This window comes from Streptomyces sp. 7-21 (genome assembly GCF_016741785.1).
GTDB lineage: Bacteria > Actinomycetota > Actinomycetes > Streptomycetales > Streptomycetaceae > Streptomyces.
Window position 1 is genome coordinate 1 of the sequence record NZ_JAERRL010000019.1, and the last position, 24673, is coordinate 24673.

22 protein-coding genes and 1 pseudogene are annotated in these 24673 nt (G+C 71.1%); 16 read left to right on the plus strand and 7 right to left on the minus strand.

The genetic code is table 11. The annotated features are described in order from the left end of the window. From JK356_RS19860 to JK356_RS19870, 3 genes are all read left to right on the plus strand, one after another. On the plus strand, window positions 1-443 hold a 443-nt coding region (locus JK356_RS19860; RefSeq protein WP_236671637.1), incomplete at its 5' end, for a hypothetical protein. 129 nt (window positions 444-572) lie between these two features. Continuing rightward, a complete protein-coding gene (locus tag JK356_RS19865; protein ID WP_201870046.1) occupies window positions 573-2702 on the plus strand; it encodes a DUF6571 family protein in 2130 nt (709 codons plus the stop codon). After that, on the plus strand, window positions 2699-3370 hold the full coding sequence (locus tag JK356_RS19870; RefSeq protein ID WP_201870047.1) for a hypothetical protein: 672 nt from the start codon (window positions 2699-2701) through the stop codon (window positions 3368-3370). The genes JK356_RS19865 and JK356_RS19870 overlap by 4 nt, the downstream gene beginning before the upstream one ends. 586 nt (window positions 3371-3956) lie before the next feature. Here the strand turns inward: JK356_RS19870 and JK356_RS19875 are convergent. The 3 genes from JK356_RS19875 to JK356_RS19885 form a co-directional block, all read right to left on the minus strand. Then, the gene (locus tag JK356_RS19875; protein ID WP_201870048.1) at window positions 3957-4919 is read right to left on the minus strand and encodes a hypothetical protein; all 963 of its coding nucleotides are present in this window, start codon (window positions 4917-4919) and stop codon (window positions 3957-3959) included. Next, complete coding sequence (locus tag JK356_RS19880; protein WP_201870049.1) at window positions 4916-5863, minus strand: hypothetical protein; 948 nt, start codon at window positions 5861-5863, stop codon at window positions 4916-4918. Before JK356_RS19880 ends, JK356_RS19875 begins: the two co-directional genes overlap by 4 nt. An 89-nt stretch (window positions 5864-5952) precedes the next feature. Further along, window positions 5953-6630 (minus strand): response regulator transcription factor, encoded by a 678-nt coding sequence (locus tag JK356_RS19885; protein WP_201870050.1) that lies wholly within the window; start codon window positions 6628-6630, stop codon window positions 5953-5955. 315 nt (window positions 6631-6945) lie between these two features. On the opposite strand from JK356_RS19885, the gene JK356_RS22455 reads away from it, so the two are divergent. The 4 genes from JK356_RS22455 (at window position 6946) to JK356_RS19905 (ending at window position 12944) form a co-directional block, all read left to right on the plus strand. Continuing rightward, entirely contained in the window at window positions 6946-8496 is a 1551-nt protein-coding gene (locus tag JK356_RS22455) for an aldo/keto reductase (protein ID WP_307815781.1), read from the plus strand. Window positions 8497-8546: 50 nt separating this feature from the next. Further along, complete coding sequence (locus JK356_RS19895; protein ID WP_201870051.1) at window positions 8547-9611, plus strand: aldo/keto reductase; 1065 nt, start codon at window positions 8547-8549, stop codon at window positions 9609-9611. Window positions 9612-9793: 182 nt separating this feature from the next. After that, complete coding sequence (locus tag JK356_RS19900) at window positions 9794-10195, plus strand: hypothetical protein (protein WP_201870052.1); 402 nt, start codon at window positions 9794-9796, stop codon at window positions 10193-10195. 10 nt (window positions 10196-10205) lie between these two features. After that, entirely contained in the window at window positions 10206-12944 is a 2739-nt protein-coding gene (locus JK356_RS19905; protein WP_307815782.1) for a KGGVGR-motif variant AAA ATPase, read from the plus strand. Between the two features lie 40 nt (window positions 12945-12984). Here JK356_RS19905 and JK356_RS19910 read toward each other — a convergent pair whose 3' ends face one another. Then, complete coding sequence (locus JK356_RS19910; protein ID WP_236671638.1) at window positions 12985-14217, minus strand: sensor histidine kinase; 1233 nt, start codon at window positions 14215-14217, stop codon at window positions 12985-12987. A 90-nt stretch (window positions 14218-14307) separates the two neighbouring features. Here JK356_RS19910 and JK356_RS19915 point away from each other — a divergent pair, with 90 nt between their 5' ends. From JK356_RS19915 to JK356_RS19925, 3 genes are read left to right on the plus strand one after another with little or no spacing between them, the layout of a single operon-like run. Beyond that, window positions 14308-14781, plus strand: a complete 474-nt coding sequence (locus tag JK356_RS19915; RefSeq protein WP_201870053.1) for an ankyrin repeat domain-containing protein — start codon at window positions 14308-14310, stop codon at window positions 14779-14781. A 45-nt stretch (window positions 14782-14826) separates the two neighbouring features. Then, entirely contained in the window at window positions 14827-15129 is a 303-nt protein-coding gene (locus tag JK356_RS19920) for a hypothetical protein (protein ID WP_201870054.1), read from the plus strand. Further along, window positions 15126-15542 carry a hypothetical protein gene (locus JK356_RS19925; RefSeq protein ID WP_201870055.1) on the plus strand — a complete coding sequence of 139 codons (417 nt, stop codon included), beginning with the start codon at window positions 15126-15128 and terminating at the stop codon, window positions 15540-15542. Before JK356_RS19920 ends, JK356_RS19925 begins: the two co-directional genes overlap by 4 nt. On the opposite strand, the pseudogene JK356_RS19930 reads toward JK356_RS19925, so the two are convergent. Both JK356_RS19930 and JK356_RS19935 read right to left on the minus strand, forming a co-directional pair. Then, a pseudogene (locus tag JK356_RS19930) lies at window positions 15509-15960 on the minus strand (RNA-binding S4 domain-containing protein); the annotation flags it as partial. The gene JK356_RS19925 and the pseudogene JK356_RS19930 sit on opposite strands and share 34 nt — an antisense overlap. Before the next feature lie 38 nt (window positions 15961-15998). Continuing rightward, window positions 15999-17645, minus strand: a complete 1647-nt coding sequence (locus JK356_RS19935) for an MDR family MFS transporter (RefSeq protein ID WP_201870057.1) — start codon at window positions 17643-17645, stop codon at window positions 15999-16001. 100 nt (window positions 17646-17745) lie between these two features. On the opposite strand from JK356_RS19935, the gene JK356_RS19940 reads away from it, so the two are divergent. The 6 genes from JK356_RS19940 to JK356_RS19965 all read left to right on the plus strand — a co-directional run bounded on the left by JK356_RS19940 (window position 17746) and on the right by JK356_RS19965 (window position 23448). Then, window positions 17746-18327: a TetR/AcrR family transcriptional regulator gene (locus tag JK356_RS19940; protein ID WP_201870129.1), complete on the plus strand. Its 582-nt coding sequence runs from the start codon at window positions 17746-17748 to the stop codon at window positions 18325-18327. A gap of 390 nt (window positions 18328-18717) precedes the next feature. Further along, the gene (locus JK356_RS19945) at window positions 18718-19404 is read left to right on the plus strand and encodes a DUF4328 domain-containing protein (protein ID WP_201870058.1); all 687 of its coding nucleotides are present in this window, start codon (window positions 18718-18720) and stop codon (window positions 19402-19404) included. A gap of 81 nt (window positions 19405-19485) precedes the next feature. Then, entirely contained in the window at window positions 19486-19959 is a 474-nt protein-coding gene (locus JK356_RS19950) for an Rrf2 family transcriptional regulator (protein ID WP_201870059.1), read from the plus strand. Window positions 19960-20020: 61 nt separating this feature from the next. Then, the gene (locus JK356_RS19955; protein WP_201870060.1) at window positions 20021-21214 is read left to right on the plus strand and encodes an MFS transporter; all 1194 of its coding nucleotides are present in this window, start codon (window positions 20021-20023) and stop codon (window positions 21212-21214) included. A 72-nt stretch (window positions 21215-21286) separates the two neighbouring features. Beyond that, the gene (locus tag JK356_RS19960; RefSeq protein WP_201870061.1) at window positions 21287-21961 is read left to right on the plus strand and encodes an ABC transporter ATP-binding protein; all 675 of its coding nucleotides are present in this window, start codon (window positions 21287-21289) and stop codon (window positions 21959-21961) included. Continuing rightward, a complete protein-coding gene (locus JK356_RS19965; RefSeq protein WP_201870062.1) occupies window positions 21958-23448 on the plus strand; it encodes a hypothetical protein in 1491 nt (496 codons plus the stop codon). Before JK356_RS19960 ends, JK356_RS19965 begins: the two co-directional genes overlap by 4 nt. A gap of 7 nt (window positions 23449-23455) precedes the next feature. On the opposite strand, the gene JK356_RS19970 is transcribed toward JK356_RS19965, so the two are convergent. Further along, window positions 23456-24673, minus strand: coding sequence for a globin domain-containing protein (locus JK356_RS19970; RefSeq protein ID WP_201870063.1), 1218 nt, complete (start codon window positions 24671-24673; stop codon window positions 23456-23458).

Consider the following 24673-nt stretch of genomic DNA (forward strand, 5'->3'; position numbering starts at 1 on the left):
ACGAGCACGACGACAGGGTTAGGTGCACCACAGTGGACACCACACGCACACAGCTGAACCAGCTAGCGCCCGATTCCGGCTATCCCACGGCTCCGGCAGAGAACGAAGATCTCGTTGTACGTGACGACGAGATGATGCCCATCGGCCAGGACGCCGAGGACCTCGTCTCCCAGCTTGAGGAGAACGGGCGCATCGCCGTCGAGCCGACTCATCAGGCAGCTGCGCCGTTGACCAGCAATGGCTTCCAGACAGGCTCAGCCCTCACGCACGTCGCCACTACCTGGACGAGGCAGGAGGACTCCCTGCGCACGAAGTGCTTCACCATCAGTTCCCACCTGAAGTACACCGTCCAGTCGCACGATGCTCATGAGCAGCAGGTCATGAGTCAGCTCGGTACCCAAGGGCAATCGATTGCCCTGAATCCGGACATCCTGAACATCTGAGAACAGGGGGGAAACGAACATATGGCGGGGGAAACTCAGCTGACCTGCGAGGCACTGCTCAGCGTTCGCCTGCAACCCTTCGGTGAAACCGCGGAGGAGTGGCGTACGCAGGTACGGCGCCTGGAGAACATGAAGGAACTGGCCGATGCCATGGCCAACAAGGCCCGGCAGGCGGACTGGGAAGGGGAAAACGCCAACGTTACCCGTCCGTACGTGATTGAGCAGGCACGCCAGTTCACGGCGGCCCTCCGGCAGGCGAGAAGCCTCGCGGAAATCTGCGAGGACGGCTACCAGCGCCTGCGAACCTGCAAGACCGACCTGGAAACAGTCGTTGCCGAGGCAGAGGAGAGAGGCCTGAGTGTCGCGAGCGATGGCACTGTCTCCTCGCCCTGGTCCCACCCTGGCCTCAACGAGGATTACGAATCCCACGCGGAGGACGTGGCGGCTACCCAGGAAGAGATAAACTCTATCCTGGAGCGTGCGGCCGAGGCGGATGCTGCCATCGCCCAGGCGCTTCGCGATATCGCGGGCGACGACGTTTCCCACTTCAATCCCGTGCAGTACGCATCGCTGCGTGAGGCGCAGCAGGCGTACGAGGACGCACAGGAATACATCCGCTATGCGGAGCGTCCTGGAGAACTCGAGGACGAAGATTACCAGCGCATGTGGGAAATCCTGCGGGAGCACGCGGGCGACCCCGCATTCGCGGAGAACGTCGCTTTGGGGCTCGGCGCCGAGGGCGCTCTCGACTTCTGGGCGGACGCCACGAGCAACCGCAACCTCGCGCCCGGCAGCCCCGAGTGGGAGACGATGGCGGGACTTCAGCGCGCTTTCAGCCGCACGCTGGCTCTGGCGACACAATCAGACTCCGCAGACATGGTGCGCTGGGAGCACGAGATGGTCGGCCTCGGTGACTCCTGGGTAGGCGATGCGGAGAACGTCAAGGGCTTCCAGGTCATGAGTTCTCTGATGTACACCGGCCGTTATGACAGCGACTTCCTGCTGCAATACGGCGACGCACTCGTCGAACACGACCGGGAGTACATGGAGGCAACTCCCCTTGCCTGGCAGGACGACCCCTACCACCCGCTGAACTACACCACGGAGAACGACTTCGGCTACGACCCTTTGAACGGTTTCCTCGAAGCTCTCGGCCATAACCCCGATGCCTCCACCCAGTTCTTCGCTCCGCCTTCTGGCTTCCGCCCCAATGAGGATGGAAGCAACCTCAACGAGGCCCTTGAGTACCTGGCACTCGAACGCGAGTGGCGCCCGGTACACGGTGATGTGGGCACTGTTTCCCCCTCCCTTGGCAACGCCCTCATTTCGGCGACTACTGGCCAGCCTTATGACTCCCTCGGCGATCCGGACGCTGATCAAGTGAGGGACCTTCGCACCGCAGAAACCGCGCGGGTCATGGAGCAGGTCATCGATCTCTTCGGCAACGAGGAAGAGGACCTGCTTCGCAATCAGCCACAGCTTGCGTCGAGCATTGCGACGATGACCGGTGCCTATATCGACGACATTAATTACTGGGTGGCCACTGAGTCCGAGGAGGGGCGACAGAGGAATGAAGACATCTTCAATCCGCCTTACGAAGGACACCTTCGTAACAATACGGATGAAATTCTCGATTTCCTTGGAGTCCTAGGCCATAACGAGACATCTCACAGCATAGTCACAGCCGCTCAGCACATCTACACCGCAAGCGCTCTAGACGCCTATCCCGCCACCGTTGACGGCGAGTATTCCGCAGAGAATTTTAGGTCTGCCTCCATTTCCCTCGAGGCAGCCGGAAAGTCATTGGGAATACTCGATGAAGCCCGGATCGACCAGCTAGAGTACGAGGAAGCTTCACGCGAAGAAGCGGAACAATCTTTGATGAGCTGGCTCGGAATAGCCAAGGACTCGGCCATCGCCGGAGGCGTCGCTTATGTATCACTCGCCATCACCGGTGCTACCGGGCCAGCTGCCGTGGTGGTACCGCTTGCTGCCGGAGTCGGAGGAGAAGTAGTATCAGGCGTAACCGATCAACTTATGAGTCCGCCCGAAGATCCTGGAAACGGGAATAGCGATTCTGACGAAGACGTCGAGATCAGGAGAGACGGATCTGATCGGATTATTTCATACTGGGATAACTACCTCGCCAATCAACCAGTCCCGGATTCCGATCTTGACAACTACTCCCTTAGGGTCGAACAGGCATACCACGAAGGTTCGAATCATTACCAGAAAGAAGGAGAAGTGAGGCTTCAATGACGGGGAGCGCATTGCCGCAACGATGCCACCTGAGGAAAAGTACTTTGGCTTTATTGTCAACCATTGCGCTTATAACGGCATGTTCGGGGAATGCTAACGAAGACGAAGTCATAGAAGTTGACAATACGCTAACGGGCGAGGAGGTGTGCGGCGGAATTCTCGACCGGGAAGCCGCAGACGCACTGGAGGCCCTCGCCGGCACCGACAGGTTTTCTGATATCTGGGGCGGCAGATATCGGCATTCTGACAGAGAAATCAACGTCTCTGAATATGCCGCAGGCCTCCGAGAGAATGATTACGAAATGACCTTCTGTGATATCTACATCGATGAATACTTCCATCCCGTCGCCAGCCTCAAGTTCCGGTGGTCACCGGCACCTATTGAAGACCCCGAAAGCATAGAGCACCAGGTGTACGATACCGGCATTTGGGGTTACGCGACTCCACAATACGCGTCCATCTTGTTCGAATGCCCTGAGGTAGCCCCAGATGGGTATCACGGCGTCGCCAGCGTGCATGGCGGTGACTCCACCATGGCCGAAAAGTACATGATTGTGATCAATTCTGCCGCCAGGACGATGACTGAAGAACTCGGCTGCCTCGAAAGCGCGAATATCAGCGAAAGCACCCCGGAACCAATTTCGCCAGAGAACGAACAGCAAGAATAGCCGCACACTGGAAGCAGGCACAGGCAGCTGTCTTCGGTGCGCGGCAACCTGAACGAAGCGAGGGCGCGTCCGGTACTGACGGGTAACCATGAGACACGCTAAGGGCTGAACATGGCTCGCATTGTTTCGCCAGCGTAAGGAATCTGTGATTATCCCTTCTCTTGCCCTCGCGACTTCGTGCTCAGCTCGGAGTGAGGCCCCTGCCAGCGATCCCTTATCCCGATTAACCGTTGGAAGCCAGCGAGGTGTGCGCGCAGGAGCGCTCCGGTGGTGGCTCGCGGGACGAGCGATGACCCACGCGAGCTCCTGCTCGTTCGCTCCCCCCGAGGTGCGTAACGGCTGACGGTGCTCAGCTTGCCGGGGGCAGTTCGAGCGGAGCGCAGCCGAGGCGTTCGGCTTCCGACGTGATCCAAGCATGGACCAGCCTGACCGCCCGGTCCTCCTCACCCGGCGAGTGGGACGGGAAAAAGTCCTGCGCCACGAAGACGACTACTCCGGTCTGGCACCACGCCTGGTAGGCCGCGAGATCGCTACGGGTGGGCGGAGCCACGTTGGTGTTGCCGGCAGTCAGGGTTCCTGCGCCCACCTATTGGTAGAGGCGCGTCAGGCGCTGGTCCGTGATTGTCAGCAGCCGTACTTCAGTCCCGGGACGCCACGAGCCCAGGTCGCATGCCCGGATAGGCCCGTCACCCGGCGTCACACGTTCGTAGGCAGGGTCGTCCTCTCCCCACCCGAGGTCGCGAGCGCTCAACCCGGGGACCCCGCACAGCTCCTCGTCAGTCCCCCGCGCGCTGAACTCGGCCTCTGGGGGCAGTTCGCCGGGGCCCGGCAGGACGCCGCGGCAGCCCAGCTCCCGCATGACGCCGTTGGCCAGGTCAACGACCACTCTCCCGAGATCGCCGCGCCGGTCCTCGCGGGGAGGCGTTCCCATGAGGCTTCCGGCGGCTTGGTGCCGGATGTCCACGACGACGGGGGGATCGAACCTGTGATCGTCGAGGCCGGGAACACAGTTCGGAGGCAGGGCCACCCACGCGTGGTAGTGGGAGGCCATCCCCAGCAGCTCCCCGCCCAGCGGGGTCATGTGCGAGCCGAGGAAGTCCTCGGCCCACTGTAGGTCCCCGTCCTGCCGCAGGCCCGCGGTGAGCGAGTGCACCGTCACGTGCCAGAGGGTTTCCTGGCTGGAAGAACGCTCCCCCACCAGACGGCAGTAGCCGTTGAGCCACTCCCCGTCGGCCCTCAGGGGCGCCACCTCCTCGGCTTCCTCCGCCCCGAGCGCGTCGAGTTCGTCCTGGCTCAGCGTGTCCCAGCAGGCATCCGGTCCGGCCCCGGTGAACGGCGGGGCGTCCACGGCCACGGCCGTGCCGCACCAGCCGAGGACGGCGCCCGCCAGAACAAGCCCGGCCAGCCGCGCACGGCGGCCGGGCCGGTAGCGCCACCAGCGGCGGCGCCACCAGGGCGGGCGTGGCGGTGGCGGCTGGTACCCGGGAGCAGATTTCGGGTTCGGGCCCTCGCCCCGCAGCCAGCGGGTGAACGCGTCCGCTTCGCTCACGCCGTACCTCCCTCGTCCGCAGCAGACACCGGCGGCTCGCACCCCAGCCGCTGCGCCACGGCCCGGATGAAGACGGGGAACTCCTCCTCGGCCGCGCGCCCGTAGTACAGGGTGCGCCTGCCGTCGCAGTCGGCCTCGGCGACGAGGGCCTCCGTGCCCAGCAGCGGTTCGAATACCTCCGTCAGCTGCGGGCGCCCCGCCATCACCAGCTGGAACTCAGCATCGTTCCGGCCGCACGCCTGGAAGTCGTCGCGCGTGCCGCCCCAGGCGTAAGCACCCACCTCCGCCGGGCCGAGTCTCTGGATACCGCACACGGGCGGCGAGGCGTTCCAGTGCCTCTGTTCTGGCGACAGTGAGGTGAAAGGCGCGGTGAACGACGGCGGTTCGGCGTCGCAGCCCGCCGCCGCCATGCCGTGGCGGGCCGCTTCGGTGAGGAGCTGGCCCTTGCTCCACACGTTGGTGTAGCGCTCGCCGCTGCCGACCCCGGTGAGTGTGACGGCGGTGGGCCGCCCGTCCAGGTCGCACTCCGGCGGCAGGAGCAGCATGCCGCCGTCCCGGGTGATGGTGCCCGGCAGACCTTCCGGCAGCGGCACGGCGTCCCCGTTGAGGAACACGCCGATCCAGGACGTCAGTGTGTCCGGTTCGGCCGGCACGGGCCCGTAGGACAGCTCGGCCTGGTAGTGCCTGTCTTCGTCCTCCCCTGTGACCACGCACGAGCCGTGCGGGTCTTCCGGCGTCGGCGCGGTCTCCGTTACGGACCGGCTGTCGATGTCACCGCCCACCACCCAGGGGCCGTTGTCGCGCTCCTCCCAGGCGCCCCAGCAGAACGGCTCCGCGGCACGCGCCCGCCATGCCCAGACCGATAACCCCGCGGCCACCACCACGAGCGCCAGTACGAGCGGCAGACGGCGCGGCAGCCTGCGCCGTACTCCCCCCACACGCATCCTCCGGCTCCCCTGTCGGATGTGACACGTCGTGCGATCCCGAGGGAGTCTACACGCGGTGTGCCCGCGCCGTCACCCCGCTTTGGCCGTCAGCTCATCCAGCCGGGCGTGATCAGGCCCGTCTCGTAGGCCAGGATGACGAGTTGGGCGCGGTCCCGGACGCCGAGCTTGGTCATGACCCGGCTGACATGCGTTTTGGCGGTCGCCGGGCTGACGACGAGGCGCTGGGCGATCTCGTCGTTGGTCAGCCCGGCGCCGACCAGGCCCATCACCTCGCGTTCGCGTTCGGTGAGGGCGTTCAGGCGCGGGCTGGGGTCGGGCTGCCGGGCCCGGCCGGCGAACTCCTCGATCAGGCGGCGGGTGACGGCCGGGGCGATCAGGGCGTCGCCGCGGGCGCAGACCCGGATGCCGTGGAGAAGCTCCATCGGCTCGGTGTCCTTCAGCAGGAAACCGGAGGCGCCGGCGCGCAGCGCGCCGTAGACGTAGTCGTCCGCGTCGAAGGTCGTCAGGATCACCACGCGCACGCCGTCGAGGCGTTCGTCGCCGGTGATCTCCTTTGTCGCGGCGAGCCCGTCCAGCTCGGGCATGCGGATGTCCATGAGGACGACGTCGGGCCGCAGCTGCCGGGCGAGCCGCACGGCCTCGGTGCCGGTCGAGGCCTCGCCGACGACCTCGATGTCCTCTTCGTCCTCCAGGATGGAACGGAATCCCGCCCGCACCAGGTGCTGGTCGTCGGCGAGCAGGACGCGTACGGGCTGGGCGGTCATGGGTTCAGCCTAGAAGCGTCCGCCGGGGACCGGCTGGCGTGTCCCGGCGGTCACGACTGGTGTCGCGGTGCGTGCCCAGGGCAACCACGCTGCCCGGACGGCCCAGCGCACTGCACGGACGGCTCCTGCGCGGCCCGGGGCCGCGGCGTAGCGTGTCACCACGGCCAGTGGCCCGGTGTCCGCGGGCTGCGCCGGTCGCCTTGTGTCTCCCCTCCGCAGCACCCCCACGTTCCTTCCTCCTTCTCCGGGAAAGGCGGGCATGCACGCGCGAGAGGACAAGAGCGCCGGAGCATCCCCCGGGCGGGCAGCGGCCCGGTGACGCTGCATCCCGGCCACGAGGAGGTGCGGGGGAAGCGCGACCGCCTGCTCGCGACCGCCGTCTTCGAGCTTCTCAGCGCCGCGGCCAGGTCCCGTCTGGCGGCCCTGGACGAGAGGGCTCGCAGCGGCCAGACCGAGCGGTACGCCGCCCAGGCCGGCATGACGGGCCGGGACTACGACGAGCGGGAGGTGGAGCGCATCGAGTTCGACAACATCCGCAAGCACCGGATGATCATGGCTGCCGCGGGCAGAGCGAGAACGAGCGTCGACCATTGCCTCGGCATGCCCGAGGATTTCGAGGAGTACTTCGGTATCCAGCAGGCATCCGGCCACTCGCATGCGTACGCGTGGCGCTATGCCCAGCTGGTCGAGGAGGGGCGGCGGGCCGCCCAGCGGGGGGGCGCCGCCCGGTGCCTAGCGTCCACGGCGGCAGCGGGCCGCCCGGAAAGGAGGCGCACGATGCGGTACACCCTTTTCGGCAGCACCGGTCTACGCGTGTCGGAAATCGCCCTGGGCGCCCTGACGTTCGACGGCGAGGACAGCGGCTGCGGGGTGCCGAAGAAGGTCGCCGCGCGCATTCTCGATGCCTACGCCGAGGCGGGCGGCAACTTCATCGACACCGCCGACGCCCTGTCAGGCGGCCGGTCGGAGACCGTGCTGGGAGAGCTGCTGGCGGGCCGGCGGGACGAGTTCGTGCTGGCGACGACGTTCTCCTCGGTTTCGGCGGCCGGCGGGCTGAACGCCGCGGGCAGCCACCGCAGGAACCTGGTGGCCGCCCTGGACGCCAGCCTGCGGCGGCTGCGCACCGACTACATCGACGTGCTGTGGGTCCACGCCCGCGACGCGTTCACGCCCGTCGACGAGGTCATGCGCGCCCTCGACGACCAGGTCACAGCGGGCAAGGCACTGTACGTGGCGGTTTCGGACTGGCCCGCGTGGGAGGTGGCGGAGGCCAATACCCTGGCCCGGCTGCGGGGCTGGTCGCCGTTCGCCGGGCTCCAGGCGCGCTACAGCCTGCTGGACCGCACGGCGGAACGGGAGCTGCTGCCCATGGCCGAGTCGTTCGACCTGCCGGTCCTCGCCTGGTCCCCGCTGGCGGCGGGCAGGCTGGCCGGCAGGTATCCGCGCGGCGGACCCGGCCGGCTGGGACGTCCGGGTGAGGACGGCTGCCGTGGCGAGAACTGGGAGGACGCCGTGGTGCGCACGGTCGCTGCGATCGCGCGCGAGGGCGGCTGGACGCCGGCGCAGGTGGCGGTGGCCTGGCTGCTGCACCAGCCGGGCGCGGTGATCCCGCTCGTCTGCGCCACCAGCGAGCGGCACGTGACGGACCTGCTGGGCGCGGCCGGCGTGCGGCTGGACGCGGAGCAGCTGGCCCGGCTGGACGAGGCCAGCCGGGTACCGCACGGCTGTCTCGCGCGGGAACCGGTCCGGGACGCCGGGTACGGCTCCCGCGGGCGGGGAACCGGCGGCCACCGCACCGGCTGCCACCGGTTGCTCGCCAGCGGATCCGCTCCCCCGGCTTGCGCTGGAGGAAACTCCAGCCTCTAGCGTTCCGCTGGCGGCGGGGACCGGCCCCGCCGCGGATAAGGAAGCACACGATGCGGTACACCCTGTTCGGACGGACCGGCCTGCGCGTCTCGGAGATCGCCCTGGGCACGATGACATTCGGTGGCGAGGACAGCGGCTGGGGGGTGTCGAAGAATGCGTGCGCGCGCATCCTTGACGCCTACGCCGAGGCGGGCGGCAACATCATCGACACGGCCGACGTCTACACGGGCGGCCAGTCCGAGACCCTGCTGGGCGAGCTGCTGGCGGGCCGGCGCGACGAGTTCGTCCTGGCGACGAAGTTCACTCTGGCGACGGGCCCCGGCGGGCCGAACGCCGCGGGCAACCACCGCAGGAAGCTGGTCGCGTCGCTCGACGCCAGCCTGCGGCGGCTGCGCACCGACTACGTCGACGTGCTGTGGGTCCACGCCCGCGATGTCTTCACGCCCGTGGAGGAGGTCATGCGGGCCCTCGACGACCAGGTCACGGCCGGCAAGGTCCACTACGTCGCCGTCTCCGACTGGCCCGCCTGGGAGGTCTCGCAGGCCAATACCCTCGCCCAGCTGCGGGGCTGGTCGCCGTTCGCCGGGCTCCAGATCCGCTACAGCCTGCTGGACCGCGACGCCGAGCGCGACCTGCTGCCCATGGCCGAGTCCTTCGACCTGCCGGTCCTCGCCTGGTCCCCGCTGGCGGGGGGCAAGCTGACCGGCAAGTACCTGCGCGGCGAGTCCGGCCGCCTGAGCCAGCCGGGCGGGGACGGCGGGGAGGACAGCCACCGGAAACGGGAGGACGCCGTGGTGCGCACGGTCGTTGAGATCGCGCGCGAGGGCGGCTGGACGCCGGCGCAGGTGGCGGTGGCCTGGCTGCTGCACCGCCCCGGCACGGTGATCCCGCTGTTCGGGGCGACCAGCGAGCGGCAGGTGACGGACGTGCTGGGCGCGGCCGGCGTGCGGCTGGACGCGGAGCAGCTGGCCCGGCTGGACGAGGTCAGCCGCGTCCCGCTCGGCTTCCCGCACGACTTCCTCAACGAGGAGGCCGTCCGGAACGCCGTCTACGGCCCCCGCTGGCGCGAGATCGACGACCGCCGCACCACCTGCCGCCGCTCCCTGGCCGGCTAGCCGGGCAGCGGCAGGCGGGCGCGTTCCCGCATGCCACCGATCCCGTCTGATGTCACTGCCGCGGGACTCCGTGGCCAACGCCTGCTCGCCATGCCGTTTCGTCCGCGGTCTGGCGCGCTCTTCCAGCCCACTTGCCACCACAGACGGGATGTGATGGCCGTTTCGCCACTATGGTCCTCCACGTGAGTGCGCGGTCGCTGCGTCGCAGACGTGATCAACTGCGGGCGAGCGCCGATAAATTATTGGCCAATGATCCGTCGACCGCTTATCTGCTGCTGTTCTATGCCGCTGAGTGCGGCCTCAAGGAGCGGCTCATACGCAGATGCAACGGCCGCGACACGTCAGTCGTCGAGGCCACGCACGATCTCCGGAAGCTAGCTAAGCTGCTGCGGCTTCCCGGCTCCATAGGTGACCAGCTGGACCGGCTTCACACCTGCCGACTCGATCCCGCGAAACGGGGCAGCGTCCCTCTCCCGGAGCTGCACCAGGCATGGAGATACGGCGCGAAACTGGACACGACTGATGAAGAGCGGGCTCAATCGGCGCTCCGCGCTCTGATCACCTGGTGCGAACAGGACATGTGAGGGGAGAACGGTGGCTGGACTCTCGGAACTCGACGGCGTGACTCCACCGGAACATCTGTTCACCTGGGTGGATGCCGACGAGCACCTTGCGCTGCTGGCGACCGCCGATGAGTGGCCAGACTGGCTCGCTGCGGCTGACGGGTGGTGGGACGCCCTCGAACTTGTGGTCGCTCCCGGAACGACGGCGGATCAGGTGGCCCAGTGGCTGGAGGAGGTTTTCGGCCGGGGCTCGACGGCATGGCGCGACGGCTCCCTCATGCTGAGGCTGGATGACCCCCGCACCACTGAGTTCACCGGCCTTCCCGTGGTGATCACCGTGGAAGCAGCCCCGGAAGAGCCGCGCCGCGTGCCCTTGCTGCGCGAGAAGCACATCACTTCCCACCTGTCCCAACCGTTGGCACGCCCTCGCACGCCGCGCTTTTCCGACGATATCCAGATTCTCGCTTTTCACTCCTTCAAGGGAGGATGCGGCCGAACCGTGCACGCCGTCGCTGCCGCTGACGCTGCCGCACGACGCGGCTCCCGCGTTCTGCTGATCGACGCGGATCTCGAAGCACCGGGCATCACATGGATGCACCGAGCTCAAGGAGGTCAATGCGGTATCGCCTATGAGGATTTCCTCGCCTTGCTGCACGGCATCGAGGGCTCTGACTATTCGTCCGCGGTAGATATCGCCGCCGCTTATCTACCCAATCAGCAGGTCGGCCAGTACCCGGGCGCGGGAAGCCTCACGCTGCTGCCCGTTACCAGGCGGGTCGCGCTCAAACCACCCAGCATCGAACCCGCTGATCTGCTCACGCCTGGCCGCGACCCCTACTTCCTCACGGAAGCACTCGCAGCACTCGCCGCCAGAATCGGCGCCAGCACGGTGGTGATCGATCTGAGGGCAGGAGCTACGGAGCTGTCTGCTCCGGTCCTGCTCGACCCACGGGTGCAGAGAGTCTTCGTCACCACGCTGAGCCATCAGTCCCTTGTTGGCACCGAGCATCTCGTCAAACAGCTCGGACAGCGGGCCCCCGCTCTGCAGGGCCAGGACCCAGCCAGTTCTGTCGTCATCACGCAGTTCCGCAACGACGTGCACAGGGAACAGGCCGAGCGGGCAGTGCAACAACTGAGCGACGCCCTCTCGTCGTCACTCCGCCTGCCCGATCAGAACACCGGGCAGGACGGCGCCACCGGAAGCATCGATACCCAGGTGCTCTCGGACCCCGTCCGCAGCCCCTTCCGCGAGGAGCTGCTCGCTCTCCCGTCCTCCTGGGACGCGGTCCTCGGCGTCCTCAGGAACTGCCAGATCGCGCAAGCGCTCGAGCCGCTGCTGCCCGCACCGGCGGACACCCAGCCGCGCGCCGAGGGCGACGCCGAAGGGCCGGACTACGTCGAGCTGCGCCGACGGCTCGCGGAGACAACGCGCCGCTTCATCTACGCGGAGAAGGAAGGGCTCTCCTCTGCCAGCGGCTTCCTCGTCACCGACCCCTTGCGCAGACTCCTCGGCAGCCACAGGACGGAGCCACCGATCGCACTCGTCGTTGGCGCCAAGGGCGCGGGCAAGACCTTCATGTACGCCAAGATGTGCGCGGCGCGCACGTGGGACAGATTCGCGCAGCGGTCCGGCATGGAGGACGTGCGGATCAGCGCACCCATCGTTCCCGTGCTCGAGTCGACACATCTGGAGTACCGGGACCTCACGCCACAGGATCTGCGGGAGGCCTTCGCCGCTTCGCACGGCGAGGGACAGGCCATGGGAACCGGCGCCCAGGCGATCCGAGATCACTTGACGAACGGACTGCTCGCTCTGGATCCCCGGGACGATACCGCCTGGCGGCGGCTGTGGCTCGAGTGCCTGATGATGGCCGCCGGCCTCTCTCTGCCGGAAGACGGGAGCGGCGTCGAGGCAGCTCTCGCCGAACTCGGCAGGCGCACCAAGGCGGTCTTCGTCATCGACGGCCTCGAAGACCTGATGCAGTCCCTGGACAGCGAGGCGAAGCGTACCGCGCTGCGCGTGTTGCTCGTCGACGTGCTTACCTGGCTGCGTTCTCTCCGAGGCCGCCCACTCGGGCTTGTGGTATTCGTTCGGCAGGACCTCGTGAGATGGGCAGTCCGTCAGAATAGTGGCCAGCTATTGGCACGTTACGAATCCTTCGCCCTGCGCTGGAACAAGGAAGAAGCACTGCGTCTTGCCTTGTGGGCCGCAGCGCACGCCGACGCACTCCCCGAGCCGCTGGACGAATCGCAGATCACCGAGATTCCGTACGACGATCTCGTGAAAAAACTCATGCAGGTGTGGGGACGGAAGATGGGCACCGAAAAATCGAAGGAGGCGCGTTCTCACTTGTGGGTGCCCGCCGCCTTGGGAGACTTCAATGACCAGGTGCAGGCACGTGACGTCATCGTCTTCTTGTCCGAAGCTGCGCAGAAGTCCATTGGGCAGGCCAGCTGGAAGGACCGTGTGCTCGCACCGAGCGCCATGCGCAACGCTCTTCTGCGGTGCAGCGAAATCAAGATCGAAGCGATCCAGTCGGAGAACCAGGAGGTCGGTGACCTGCTCAAGGCTCTCCAGCAGGTGCGGCAGCAAGTCACCGTTCCATTCGAACTGGACGAGGTCGGACTCAGCGTGAGCGAAGCTGATTCCCTCGTAGATTCAGGGGTTTTTGCCCGAGGAAAAGACGGCAGGTATTTCGTCGCGGAGATCTACCGTCACGGACTCGGGTTCGGCACCGAACGCCGGGCCAAAGTCCTGTGGCACCGCTGAGGCCAGCGCGATAAGTGAACAGCGCCGCTGCCGTGCCGCGTCACTCGGGCAGCGGCAGGCGGGCGTGGACGCGGTAGCCGGTGGGAGTGGGGGCGGCGGTGAGGTGGCCGCCGAGAGCGCGGGCGCGTTCCCGCATGCCGCCGATGCCGCTGCCCGCGCCGTCGGTGGCGGTGTCAGCCACGTCCCCGCCGCCGGCGCCGCTGCGGCCCGCGCGGCCGTCGTCCTCGACCGTCAGGCACAGCTCGCCGGGGCCGTAGGCCACGGTGACATCGGCACGCGTGGCGCCGGGGGCGTGGCGGGTGACGTTCGTCAGGGACTCCTGCACGATCCGGTAGGCGGCCAGCGAGACCTGCGGCGGCAGCGCGACGGGCTCGCCGGTGACCTCGACCGTGACGTCCAGGCCGGTGGCGCGGGCGCGGTCGGCGAGCTCACCGAGCCGGTCGAGGCCGGCGGCCGGGGCGGTCGGTGGCTCCTCGTCTACCTGCCGCAGCACGCCGAGGGTGGCCCGCAGTTCCCGCAGCGCCTCCTTGCTGGTGTCGCGGACGAACGTCAGCGCCTGGAGCAGTTCGGCCGTCTCGCCGGGCCGCTTGGCGCTGCGGTGGAGGGCGGCGGCGGCCTGGACGCTGATGAGCGAGATGTTGTGGCCGAGCACGTCGTGCAGCTCGCGGGCGATCCGCAGGCGTTCTTCGGTGGCGGCCGAACGGGCGCGCGCGTCCCGCTCCCGCTCGGCCGCCAGGGCGCGCTGCTCGGCCTCGTGCTGGTAGGCGGCCCTGACCTGCATGGCGTGGCCGAAGGCGATGACGCTCAGCAGCCAGCCGCCGAGCAGGATCACCGAGGCGGCGTCGATGTGCCGCTCGCCGCTGCCGAAATGGACGAGTTCGGTGTAGCCCAGGGCCAGCATGCTGACCACGGTCAGTGTGAGGGCGGCCGTGAGCTGGCCGGACCGGGCCAGGCCGTAGAGGCAGACGATGAACGCGGAGATCGGCACCGACCCGTCGACGCTGCTGAGCGGGAAGTAGGCACCCGCGATCAGGAGCGTCAGCACGCCCGCCGCGACCGGCCAGCGGTGGCGGGCGGCGAGCATGGCGCAGGCGGCGAGCGTCAGGGTCCAGCTCGCCACGTGGCTGACCGGGCCCTGGATGACACTGTCCTCCTGGCTGTCGAACAGCGCCACCAGGATGTCCACGGGTATGCAGACGCACACGACGAGCAGCAGCACCCGGTCGGCGCGCAGCGCGCGGACGGCGGCCGCGAACGGTGAGGGGGCGGGCATGCCGCCAGACTACGTAGGCTGGTGCGAAGACGGTGCGGTCCGCTCCCGATGCCGCACCGCCCGACCTGGAACCCTAGGAGTGACGTCCCCATGACCGGCACGACCGGACCCGCTCCGGAGAGCAACGAGCCCGCGCACGACCCCGAGGTGCTCCAGCTCGCCGCGAAGATCTTCGATCTGGCCAGGCAGGGGGACAGCGATACGGTCGCGGCCTACGTGGACGCCGGGGTGCCGCCCAATCTCAGCAACGAGAAGGGCGACACGCTGCTGATGCTCGCCGCCTACCACGGCCACCCGGAGACGGTGCGCACGCTGCTGGACCGGGGCGCCGACGCCTCCCGGGCCAACGACCGGGGGCAGACGCCGATCGCGGGCGCGGTCTTCAAGGGCGAGACGGAGGTCGTCCGCGTGCTGCTGGAGGCCGGGGCCGATCCGGCGGCGGGGCAGCCGTCGGCGATCGACACGGCGCAGATGTTCGGCCGGACGGAGCTGCTGGAGCTGTTCGGCACCGCCGGGAACGCGGGGGATGCGGGGGATGCGGGGGATGCCGGAACCGGCGGGTGACCGGCCCCGTTGCCCGGCGCCGCTACGCGTGGGTATAACTGCGGTATGACTCCCTCGCACTCCTCGTCGCGACGGGCCGCGAAGATCGCCATCAGCCTTCCGCCCGAGCAGCTCGACTACCTCAAGGCCGCCGAGCGTGCCGGGCACGGCAGCGTGTCGGGGCACATCCAGCAGCTGATCCAGCGGGAGCGGGAGGCGGCCGACGTGGAGGCCACACTCCGCCGGCTCTTCGGTGCGGACCGGCCGGGCCCGGCGCACGAGGCGTGGGCCCGGCGCGTGCTGCGGCTGGACGGCAGCGGCGCCGGTGACGACGACGCCAGCGGCACCGCCAGCGACACCGCGGCGTGACGGCCGCACCGGACACCGGCGACGGCATCGGCGGGCTGATCCTCGACACCTCCGCGCTGGTCACGGCGGCGCGCGGCAGCCTGCACATGCAGGCGCTGTTCAGCCTGTCGCACGCCCGCGTGATCCCGCTGCTCGCGCCGGCCACGTGCGTGGCGGACGCCGCGGCCGGCCTGCACCCGCACGGGCGCGAGGCGCTGACCGCGATACTGCGCTTCCCGCTGGTGACGCTGGCCGCGCTCGACGAGCACCAGGCCACCGGCTCCGGGATCCTGCGTTCCGCCCACTCCCCCGCCGGCACGACCGAGGGCCACGTCGCCTACCTGGCCGCCGCCCGCCGCTGGCCCGTCATCACCGCCGACCCCGGGCCGCTGCGCCGCCTCTATCCGGACATCGAGATCGAGACGCTGCCGTGACGGTACGCCGGGCCGGGCGGGCCGGGGCGGGGCCCGGCCAGCGGCGACGGCGTCAGCGCAGCCCGCGCAGGCGCTCCAGCTCGCGCCGGTCGCGCTTGGTGGGGCGCCCCGCGCCGCGGTCGCGGACGCCCGCGGGGGCCACGGCCTCGCGCGGCGGGGGCGGCGGGCTGTGGTCCTCGTAGCACTGGACGGCGACGGGCGCGCCGACGCGCTTGCGCACCAGGCGCTTGACGACCACGATCCGCTCCCGCCCGGCGTGGCGCAGCCGGATCTCGTCCCCGGGCTTGACCGGGTGGGCGGGCTTGACGCGCGTGCCGTTGACCCGGACGTGGCCGCCCTTGCAGGCGGTGGCAGCCAGGGAACGCGTCTTCGTCAGCCGCACCGCCCAGATCCAGGCATCGACCCGGACGGTGCCGCCCGTCTCGTCTCCGTTCACCGCCATGCCACTGACTGTACTCAGCCGGCCGGCCGCCGCGGCGGGCCGGAACGCCCCGCCGGTGCCGGGGAGGCGACGGCCGCCCGGCCTGCCCGCCCGGCCCCGGCACTCCGGTCTCCGGCACCGCCGGCACCGCCCGCACTGCCGCCGGTGCCGCCGCGCAGCGGGACCTCGCGGACGAACAGGGCCAGCACGAAGCCCGCGGCCGCCACCGCCGCGGCGAGCCAGAACGCCCCGCTGGTGCCCGCGGCCACCGCCGACTGGTACGCCTCGCGCGCCGCGTCCGGCAGCCCGGCCAGGGCGTCGGCGGTCAGCTGCGCGGACTCGGCGGGCGCCGGCTCGGCCGTGCCGCCGCCCAGCGCGCCGGTCTCGTCCTCGACGCGGGCGGTGAAGACCGCGCCCATCAGCGCGACGCCGAAGGACTGGCCGACGGTGCGGAACAGCGTGTTCGTCGACGAGGCCACACCCATGTCGCGCGCCTCGACGCTGTTCTGCGCGACCAGCATCGTGGTCTGCATCAGCAGGCCCACGCCCGCGCCCACGAGGGCCATGAACACGCCGGTGGTGAGCCGGGAGGTGCCGGTGTCCATCTGGGCGAGCAGCAGCATCCCGGCCACCAGCAGGCCGCAGCCGGCGATGGGCAGCGCCTTGTACCGGCCGGTCTGGGTGGTCAGCCGCCCGGCCAGTGCGGAGGTGACCATCATCGCCAGCAGCATCGGCAGCAGCAGCAGACCGGAGTTGGTGGCCGAGGCGTTCTGCACGGCCTGCTGGAACACCGGCAGGTAGAGGACCGCGCCGAACATCATGAAGCCCACGCTGAAGCCGAGGCCGGTCATCAGCGCGAAGTTGCGGCTGCGGAAGAGATGCAGCGGCATCACCGGCTCGGCCGCGCGGGTCTCGGCCCAGACGAACGCCGCCAGCGCCGCCAGGCCCGTCGCGGCGAGGCCCAGGATGACGCCGGAGTCCCAGTCGTACTCGGTGCCGCCCCAGGTGGTCACCAGCACGACCGCGGTGATGCCGGTGGCCAGCAGGGCCGCACCGAGGACGTCGATCCGCGCGCCGGCGGGCCGCTTCCCCGGCAGCCGCAGCAGCGTGGCGACCATCGCGAGCGCGAGGATGCCGAGCGGGACGTTGATGGAGAACGTCCAGCGCCAGCCCAGGTGGTCGGTGATGACGCCGCCCACCGACGGGCCGCCGATCATGGCGATGGCCATGGTGGCGGCGATCATGCCCTGGTAGCGGCCGCGCTCCCGCGGCGGCACCAGGTCGCCGACGAGGGCCATGACGCCGACCATCAGCCCGCCCGCGCCGAGGCCCTGGACCGCGCGGAACGCGATGAGCTGCCCCATGTCCTGGGCGAGTCCGCAGAGCGCCGACCCGGCGACGAAGACGGCGATGGAGGCGAGGAAGACGCCCTTCCTGCCGTACATGTCGCCGAGCTTGCCCCAGACCGGCGTGGACACGGCGGTCGTCAGCGTGTAGGCGGTGACCACCCACGACAGGTGGCTGACGCCGCCCAGCTCGCCGACGATCGTGGGCATCGCCGTGCCGATGATCATGTTGTCGAGCATCGCGAGCATGATCGCGATGCAGAGCGCGGAGAGCACCAGGCGCAGGCTGCGCTGTCCGCCTGGTGCTTCCTCCTGTGCCGCCACGTGCTGTGCCACGGTGGCCCACCCTTCATCCTTACTTGCCGACCGGCTAGTGAGTACGCTGGGGACGGTAGAGCCGCTCCTAGCCGGTCGTCAAGTAAGCACAGGGGTCATGATGAGTCGCACACGCCAGCCGTCGCGCCGGTCGGACACGCGCGAACGCATCCAGGAGGTCGCTCTCGACCTGTTCGCGGAGCAGGGGTACGAGAAGACGTCCCTGCGGGAGATCGCCGAGCGGCTGGGGGTCACCAAGGCCGCGCTGTACTACCACTTCAAGACGAAGGAGGACATCGTCATCTCCCTCGTCCAGGACCGGACCCGCCCGCTTACGGAGCTGCTCGAATGGGCCAGCCAGCAGCCGCCGACGCTTGAGACCAAGCAGGAGCTGCTGCGCCGGTACAGCCGCGCGATCGCGCACGCGGACCGGCTGTTCCGCTTCTTCCACGACAACCAGGCCGAGGTCCGCCTGCTGAGCGTCGGCAACATCCTCAAGGAGCGGACCCTCCAGCTGGTGCGGCTGATGGCGGGGGAGGGCGCCTGCCTGGAGGACCAGATCCGCTGCCTGTCCGCGCTCATCACCGTCAACACCAACGCCTTCGCGATGCGCCACATCGAGGGCGACCCGGAGGAGAAGCGGCGGGCCGCGCTGGCCGTGGGCCTGGAGCTGCTCGCGGGGGCACACCGCGAGCAGACCTGACCGGCTCCCCCTGGCGTATTCCTGCTACGGTCTGATTTCCGCGCCGCCGTGAGGTGCGCGCGACGCCACCTATCTGAGGGGGAGACAGGGATGAGCGCGCTGTGCTGGAGCTGCCAGCGTCAGCCAGCGGCCACATCGGATGGCCGGTGCGGGACGTGCGCGGGCAAAGGCGGCCCGCCGCAGGATCTGCCCACCCAGACGGCACCCCAGCAGCCGGGTCCGCCGCCGCAGCCGGGTCCGCCGCCGCAGCCGGGTCCGCCGCCGGGACAGCCGCAGGGCGCGTCGCCGTACCCGCCCCCGGGCGCGCCCGCCGCCGGGCCGTACGCTCCGCCGCCGGGACAGCCGCCGGGTCCCCAGGGCCCGTACCCACAGGGACCGGCAGGGCCGGGCATGTCGCCGCCCGCGGTATTCGCCAGCCCGAAAGGGCTGGCCACCGCCCTGACCGTGCTGCTGATCATCTGCGCCGCGGCCTCGCTCTACATGGCCGTGGCGGCGGGCAACATGACGAGCCTTCTCAACGACTTCGAGAACGGCAAGGTGATCTCCAGGTCGAGGGCTGAGAACGCCGACGACATGTGGGACTCCGCCCGGGCCATCTACAGCGTGGTGTTCCTGCCGACGGCCATCGTGCTTCTCGTCTGGTTCCACCGGGTGCGTGTCAACGCCGAGGTCTTCGCCCCCGCCGGGCACCGGCTGTCGCGCGGCTGGTCCATCGGCGCGTGGTTCGTCCCCGTGGTCAACCTGTGGTTCCCCAAGCAGATCGCCAACGACATCTGGCGCGCGAGCACCCCGTACGGGGCCAACCCGGGCCTGGGAGCGGTCACCGCCTGGTGGACGCTGTGGATCATCAGCTGGGTGCTCAACGTGCTGAGTTTCCCGGCCGATGAGAACGATCTCGATGACATGCAGCGCGAGGCCAGCATGACCACGGCCGCCGGCCTGGCGATGGTCGCCGCCTCGATCCTGGCGCTCCTGTTCATCCGCAAGCTGTCGGACCGGCAGCTCGCCAAGTGGTACCAGGGCCCCAACCCGCAGGGCGCAGCCCCGTACGCGCCGGGCGTGCCCGGGGCCTACTGACCGCCGGCCGGCCGGTGCCGCGCCCTCGCGGCGCGCACCGGCCGCGTCTTTCCCGGGAACCGGGATGTGTAACATCCCTGTATGCACATGGGCGAGGGCGTCGAATGGGGCCTGCACTGCTGCGTGACGCTCGGCTGGCTCGCCGATGAGGCGCCGGTGTCGATCCGCAAGCTCGCGGCGTGGTTCGGCCTGCCGCAGGAGTACCTCAAGAAGCGGCTCCAGGCGCTGACGCGCGCGGGCATCCTCACCTCCGCGCCAGGCGCCAGGGGCGGCTTCGCACTGGCCAGGCCGCCGGAGCGCATCACGCTGATGGACGTGGTCACCGCCATGGAGGGCCCCCTCGACCCGTTCCGCTGCACCGAGATCCGGCAGCGCGGCGCGGGCGGTGAGGGCGGCGGCGAGGAGTTCGCGCACCCGTGCGGGATCGCCGCCGCGATGCGCCGGGCCGAACTCGCCTGGCGGCGCGAGCTCGCCGCCCAGACCATCGCCGACCTCATGGCGGCCTCCCCGCAGGGGGCCGCCCGCACCCGTCGCAACTACGCCCGCCTGCGCTGACGGCCGCACGGCCGCCGGCGCAGGCGGGCGCTCCCAGGACATTCGCAGGAAGGAAAAGGGGATGTCTCATATCCCTAAAACGGCAGCCGCGCCCCCGCGGCCGGAACGCGGCCTGCGCGCCACGTTCGTGCTGGCGCTCGGCACGTTCGCCGTGGGCACGGACGCCTACGTGGTCGCCGGATTCCTGCCCGCCATGGCCGGCTCGCTGGACGTCTCCGAGAGCACGGCCGGGCAGTCGGCCACCGTGTTCGCCCTGACGTACGCGGTCTGCTCGCCCGTGCTGGCCACGCTCGCGGCACGGGTCGAACGCCGGACGCTGCTGGTGTCCGCGCTCGCCGTCCTGACGGCCGCCAACCTGCTGACGGCGCTCGCCCCCACGTTCCCGCTGCTGATGGCCGGGCGCGTGCTCGCGGCCGTCGGCGCCGCCGCGTTCACACCGAACGCGGGCGCCGTCGCCGCCTCCCTCGTCCCGCAGGAGCTGCGCGCCCGCGCCCTGGCCGTGGTGGTCGGCGGCCTCACGGTCGCCACGGCGCTGGGCGTGCCGCTGGGCAATCTCGCCGAACGGACCCTCAGCTGGCGCGTAGCGCTCGGCCTGGTCGCCGCGCTGTGCGCGATCGGCGCCGTGTCGGTGCGCGCGGTCATGCCGCAGCTGCCGGGCGGGCAGCGGGTGCCGCTGCGGCAGCGGCTGGCGGTGCTGCGGCGGCCGGGCGTGGTCGCCGTACTGCCGCTGACGGTCGTCGGCATGGCCGCCGGGTACGGGCTGTACGCCTACGCGGTGCCGGTCATGCGGGCGCTGGGCGCCGGCCGGTCCGCCGAGATGTGGCTGCTGTTCCTGTACGGGCTCGGCGCCATCGCCGGCAACCTGGCGGCGGGGGCGGCGGCCGACCGGTACGGGCCGGTGCGGGTGCTGGCGGCCGGCTTCACGGCGCTGACGGTCACGCTCGGCGCCTTCGCCTGGGCGGCGGGCGCCGGCACGCACTGGCTGCCGCTCACCGCCCTGCTGATGGCGGCGTGGGGCGCCAGCACGTGGTTCCAGACACCGGCCCAGCAGGTGCGGCTCATCGCCGCCGCGCCGGAGGAGACGGCGGTGGTGGTCGGGCTCAACGCCTCCGCGCTGTACACCGGGATCGCGCTCGGGACAGGGCTGGGCGGGCTGCTGCTCCCGGCCGGAGCCTGGGCGGCCCTCGCCGCCTGCGCCGGGCTCGCCGCGCTGAGCCTGCTCTGTCTCGCGGCCACCCGGCGGCACGGCGGATAGCCACCCGCCAGCCGCCCGGGGACCTCCCACCGCACGGGGTCCGTCGCCGCAACCGTTTGCTTCCATGGACCCATGGAAGTCCTGCGCCTCACCGACGTGCGCCATGACTACGGCGACGGCCCCGTGCTCGCCGGCGTGTCCCTGACCGTGGCCGCCGGCGAATGCCTCGTGCTGCTCGGCGAGAACGGCACCGGCAAGTCCACGCTGCTGCGCGTCGCCGCTGGCCGCGAACGCCCCACGTCCGGCGAGGCGCTCTTCCTGGGCCGGCCGGCCGACGAGAACTCCCGGGCGTTCCGCGAGAACGTCGCGACCGTGCTGGAGGCCGGCTCGTGCTACCCGGACCTCACCGTCCGGGAGCACCTGACGCTGGTGGCCCTGGCACACGGCCTCGGCGACGCCGCCGACGACGCGGTGGCGCGGGCGCTGGAGGACCACCGCCTCACCCACCGCGCCGACGCGCGCGCCTCCCGGCTGTCCGCCGGGCAGGCGCAGCTGCTCGCGCTCGCCTCCGCCTGGGTGCGCCCCCGCACGGCGCTGATCCTCGACGAGCCCGAGCAGCACCTCGACACCCGTGCCCGCGTCGAGCTGGCCGGGCGGCTGCTCGTGGCGGCGGCCGAGGGCACGGCCGTGCTGCTGGCCACGCACGACCGGGACCTGGCCACCGAGGTCGGCGACCGCGCCTTCACCGTGGACGGCGGCCGGCTCGTGTCCTGCCCCCTCGTTCTCGCCGGGGAGCGCGCGCCGTGAGGCGCACGGCCGCGGCGACGGACGACACCGCGGCGCTCGCCTACCTGCGGGCCCTGCGCGCCGGCCACCGCCGGGCCCAGCTGCGGCGCACCGCCTACACCGCGTACTGCGTGCTGCTGCTCGGCGGCATCTGGGGCGTGCCGTACCTGACCGCCGTCGTGCGGGCGGCCAGTGGCGGCGACTGGCACGGCGAGACCGCCGACCGCGTGCTGGCGTACCTGCCGCTGGCGGCGCCCGCCGCGCTGGTGGTGGCCGTGGTCGCGGCCGCCTCGCGGGCCCGGTGGCGCGGGCCCGTGCTGCTGGACGTGGCGACCGCGCACTGGCTGCTGCCGCTGCCGGTGGGGCGCGCGGCGGTGCTGCGGCCCCGGCTGGCCCGTGCCGCCGCGCTGGCGGGCGCGGCCGGCGTGGCCGCCGGGGCGGTGGGCGGGCTGGTCGTGCACGCGCTCGGCGCCGGCCGGCTCGCGGCGGCCGTGGCGGCGGGCGCGGGGGCGGGCGGTGCCGCGGCGGTGCTCGGGGTGGCCGCCGGCACGGCGGTGCAGCGCCACGGCCGGGTCGCGCGCGCCCTGGCGGCGCCGCTGCCGCTGGCCGCGCTCGCCGCGTGCCCGCTGCTGGCCGCCGCCGGGCGGGTGCCAGCCTGGCTCGGCGCCGGGGCTACCGCCGTGGTGGCGGCGGGCACGGCCGCGCTCGCCATGCGGACGTGGCGCACGGCGCCCGCGATACCGGCGCGGGTGCTGCGCCGGCAGGCGACGGCGGCGCTGCGGCTGACGGCGGCGCTGTACGCGTTCGACATGCGGCTGGCGCGGCTGGTGGTGCGCGGTGCCGGCGGGCGCAGCAGCCGCTGGCGGCTGCCTCCCCCGCGCCGCCGCTGGCTGCTGGTGCCGTGGCGGGACGCCACCGCGCTGCTGCGGGCGCCGTCCCACCTCGGCTGGGCGGCCTGCTGGTGGCTGGCCGCGCTGGCGCTGGGCGGCTGGTCGGACGGCGTGGGCTACGGCATGCTCGCCGCGCTCGTGGCCGGCTATCTCGCCGCGGCCTCGCTGGCCGAGCCGGCGCGGCTGGACGGTGACGACGCGCGGCGCGCCGCGCCCCTGCCCTGGCCGCCCGGCGCGCTGGCCCTGCGCCACGCGCTGCTCCCGGCGGCGCTGCTGCTGGCGGCGGGCGCCCCGGCGGCGGTGTGGTGGGACGGCAGGGGGACGGCGACGCTGCTCGCGGCCGTTCCGGCGCTGGTGGCGGCGGCGCTGTTCAGCGCGTTCCGCGGGGTGGTACCGGCGCGGCTGCTCGTCGGCTCGGAGAGCCCGCTGGGCAACACCGGCCCGCTCCAGGCGCTCGCCTGGCAGCTGCGGGGGCCGCTGGTGGTGCTGGGCGCGCTGGCCGTGCCGCCGCTGGCACGGTTCGGCGGCATGGGGACGGCGGCGGCGGTGGCGTGGACGCTGGCGGCCGGTGCCGCCGCGCTGGCGTGGACCCGGTACACGGCGGCCTCGGCCCGCTGAGGGCCGGTCAGCCCGCCGCGGCCCACGGGTCCGGCCCGAACACCTCGTAGTGCAGGGCCGAGGCCGGCACCCCCGCCGCGAGCAGCTGGCCGCGGACGGCGCGCAGGAACGGCAGCGGCCCGCACAGGTAGGCGTGCAGCCCGTCCGGCAGCGCCAGCGCGGTGAGGTCGGCGCGGCCGGTGCGGTCGGCGGGCCAGCCGGGATCCGGCCGCTCGTACCAGAAGTACGCCTCGCCGCGGGGCAGTTCGCCGACGAGGCGCCGCTGCTCGGCGCGCAGGGCGTGCGTGGCGGGGGAACGGTCGGCGTGGACGACGAGGACGGGCGCCGGGTAGGCGTGCGTGACGAGCTGCGCGAGCATCGGCAGCACGGGCGTGCACCCGATCCCGGCGGTGGCGAACAGCAGGGGCGTGCGCCGCGCGGTGAGCGTGTCGCCGAGCACGAAGTCGCCGAACGGGGCGGACAGCGTGAGCCGGCTTCCGGGCCACGCGTGGGCGTGGAGGTGCCCGGACACCTCGCCGTCCGGGCCCTCGCCGCCCCGCACCCGCTTGACCGTGATGGCCCGTTCCTCCGGGCCGGGCGGGGACGACAGGCTGTACTGCCGGATCTGCCGTGCCCCGTCGGGGAGCTGGACGCGGACGGAGACGTACTGGCCGGGCCGGAACGCGGGGGCGGGGCGGCCGTCGGCCGGGCGCAGCCGGAGCGTGATGACGTCCTCGGTCTCCGCCGTCCGGCCGGTGACGGTCCACTCGCGCCAGGTGTCGCCGAGCAGCACGCCGCGTTCGGCGTAGAGCCTGCGCTCCGTGCCGATCAGGTCGTTGGCCATCTGCCAGTACACCTCGTCCCAGGCGGAGAGCACCGCGGGCGTGGCGGCCGCGCCGAGCGTCTCGGCGAGCGCGGCCCGCAGGTGCGTGTGGACGACGGTGTACTGCGCGGCGGTGACGCCGACGGAGGCGTGCTTGTGCGCGACGCGCCGCAGCAGGGCCGCGTGCGCGTCCTCACCGCCGCTGCCCGGCCTGGTGAGGGCGGTGGCGTAGGCGAGGAACGAGGCGGCGAGCGCCTGGCGCTGGGTGCCCGCCGCGTGGTTGCCGCGGTTGAACAGGTCGCGCAGCAGCGACGGGTGCGCCGCGAAGAGCCGCCCGTAGAAGCGCTCGGTGAACGCCGTCATGGCGTCCCGGAGCGCGGGCAGCGTCGCGCGGACGAGGGCGGCGGAGCGTTCCGGCAGCAC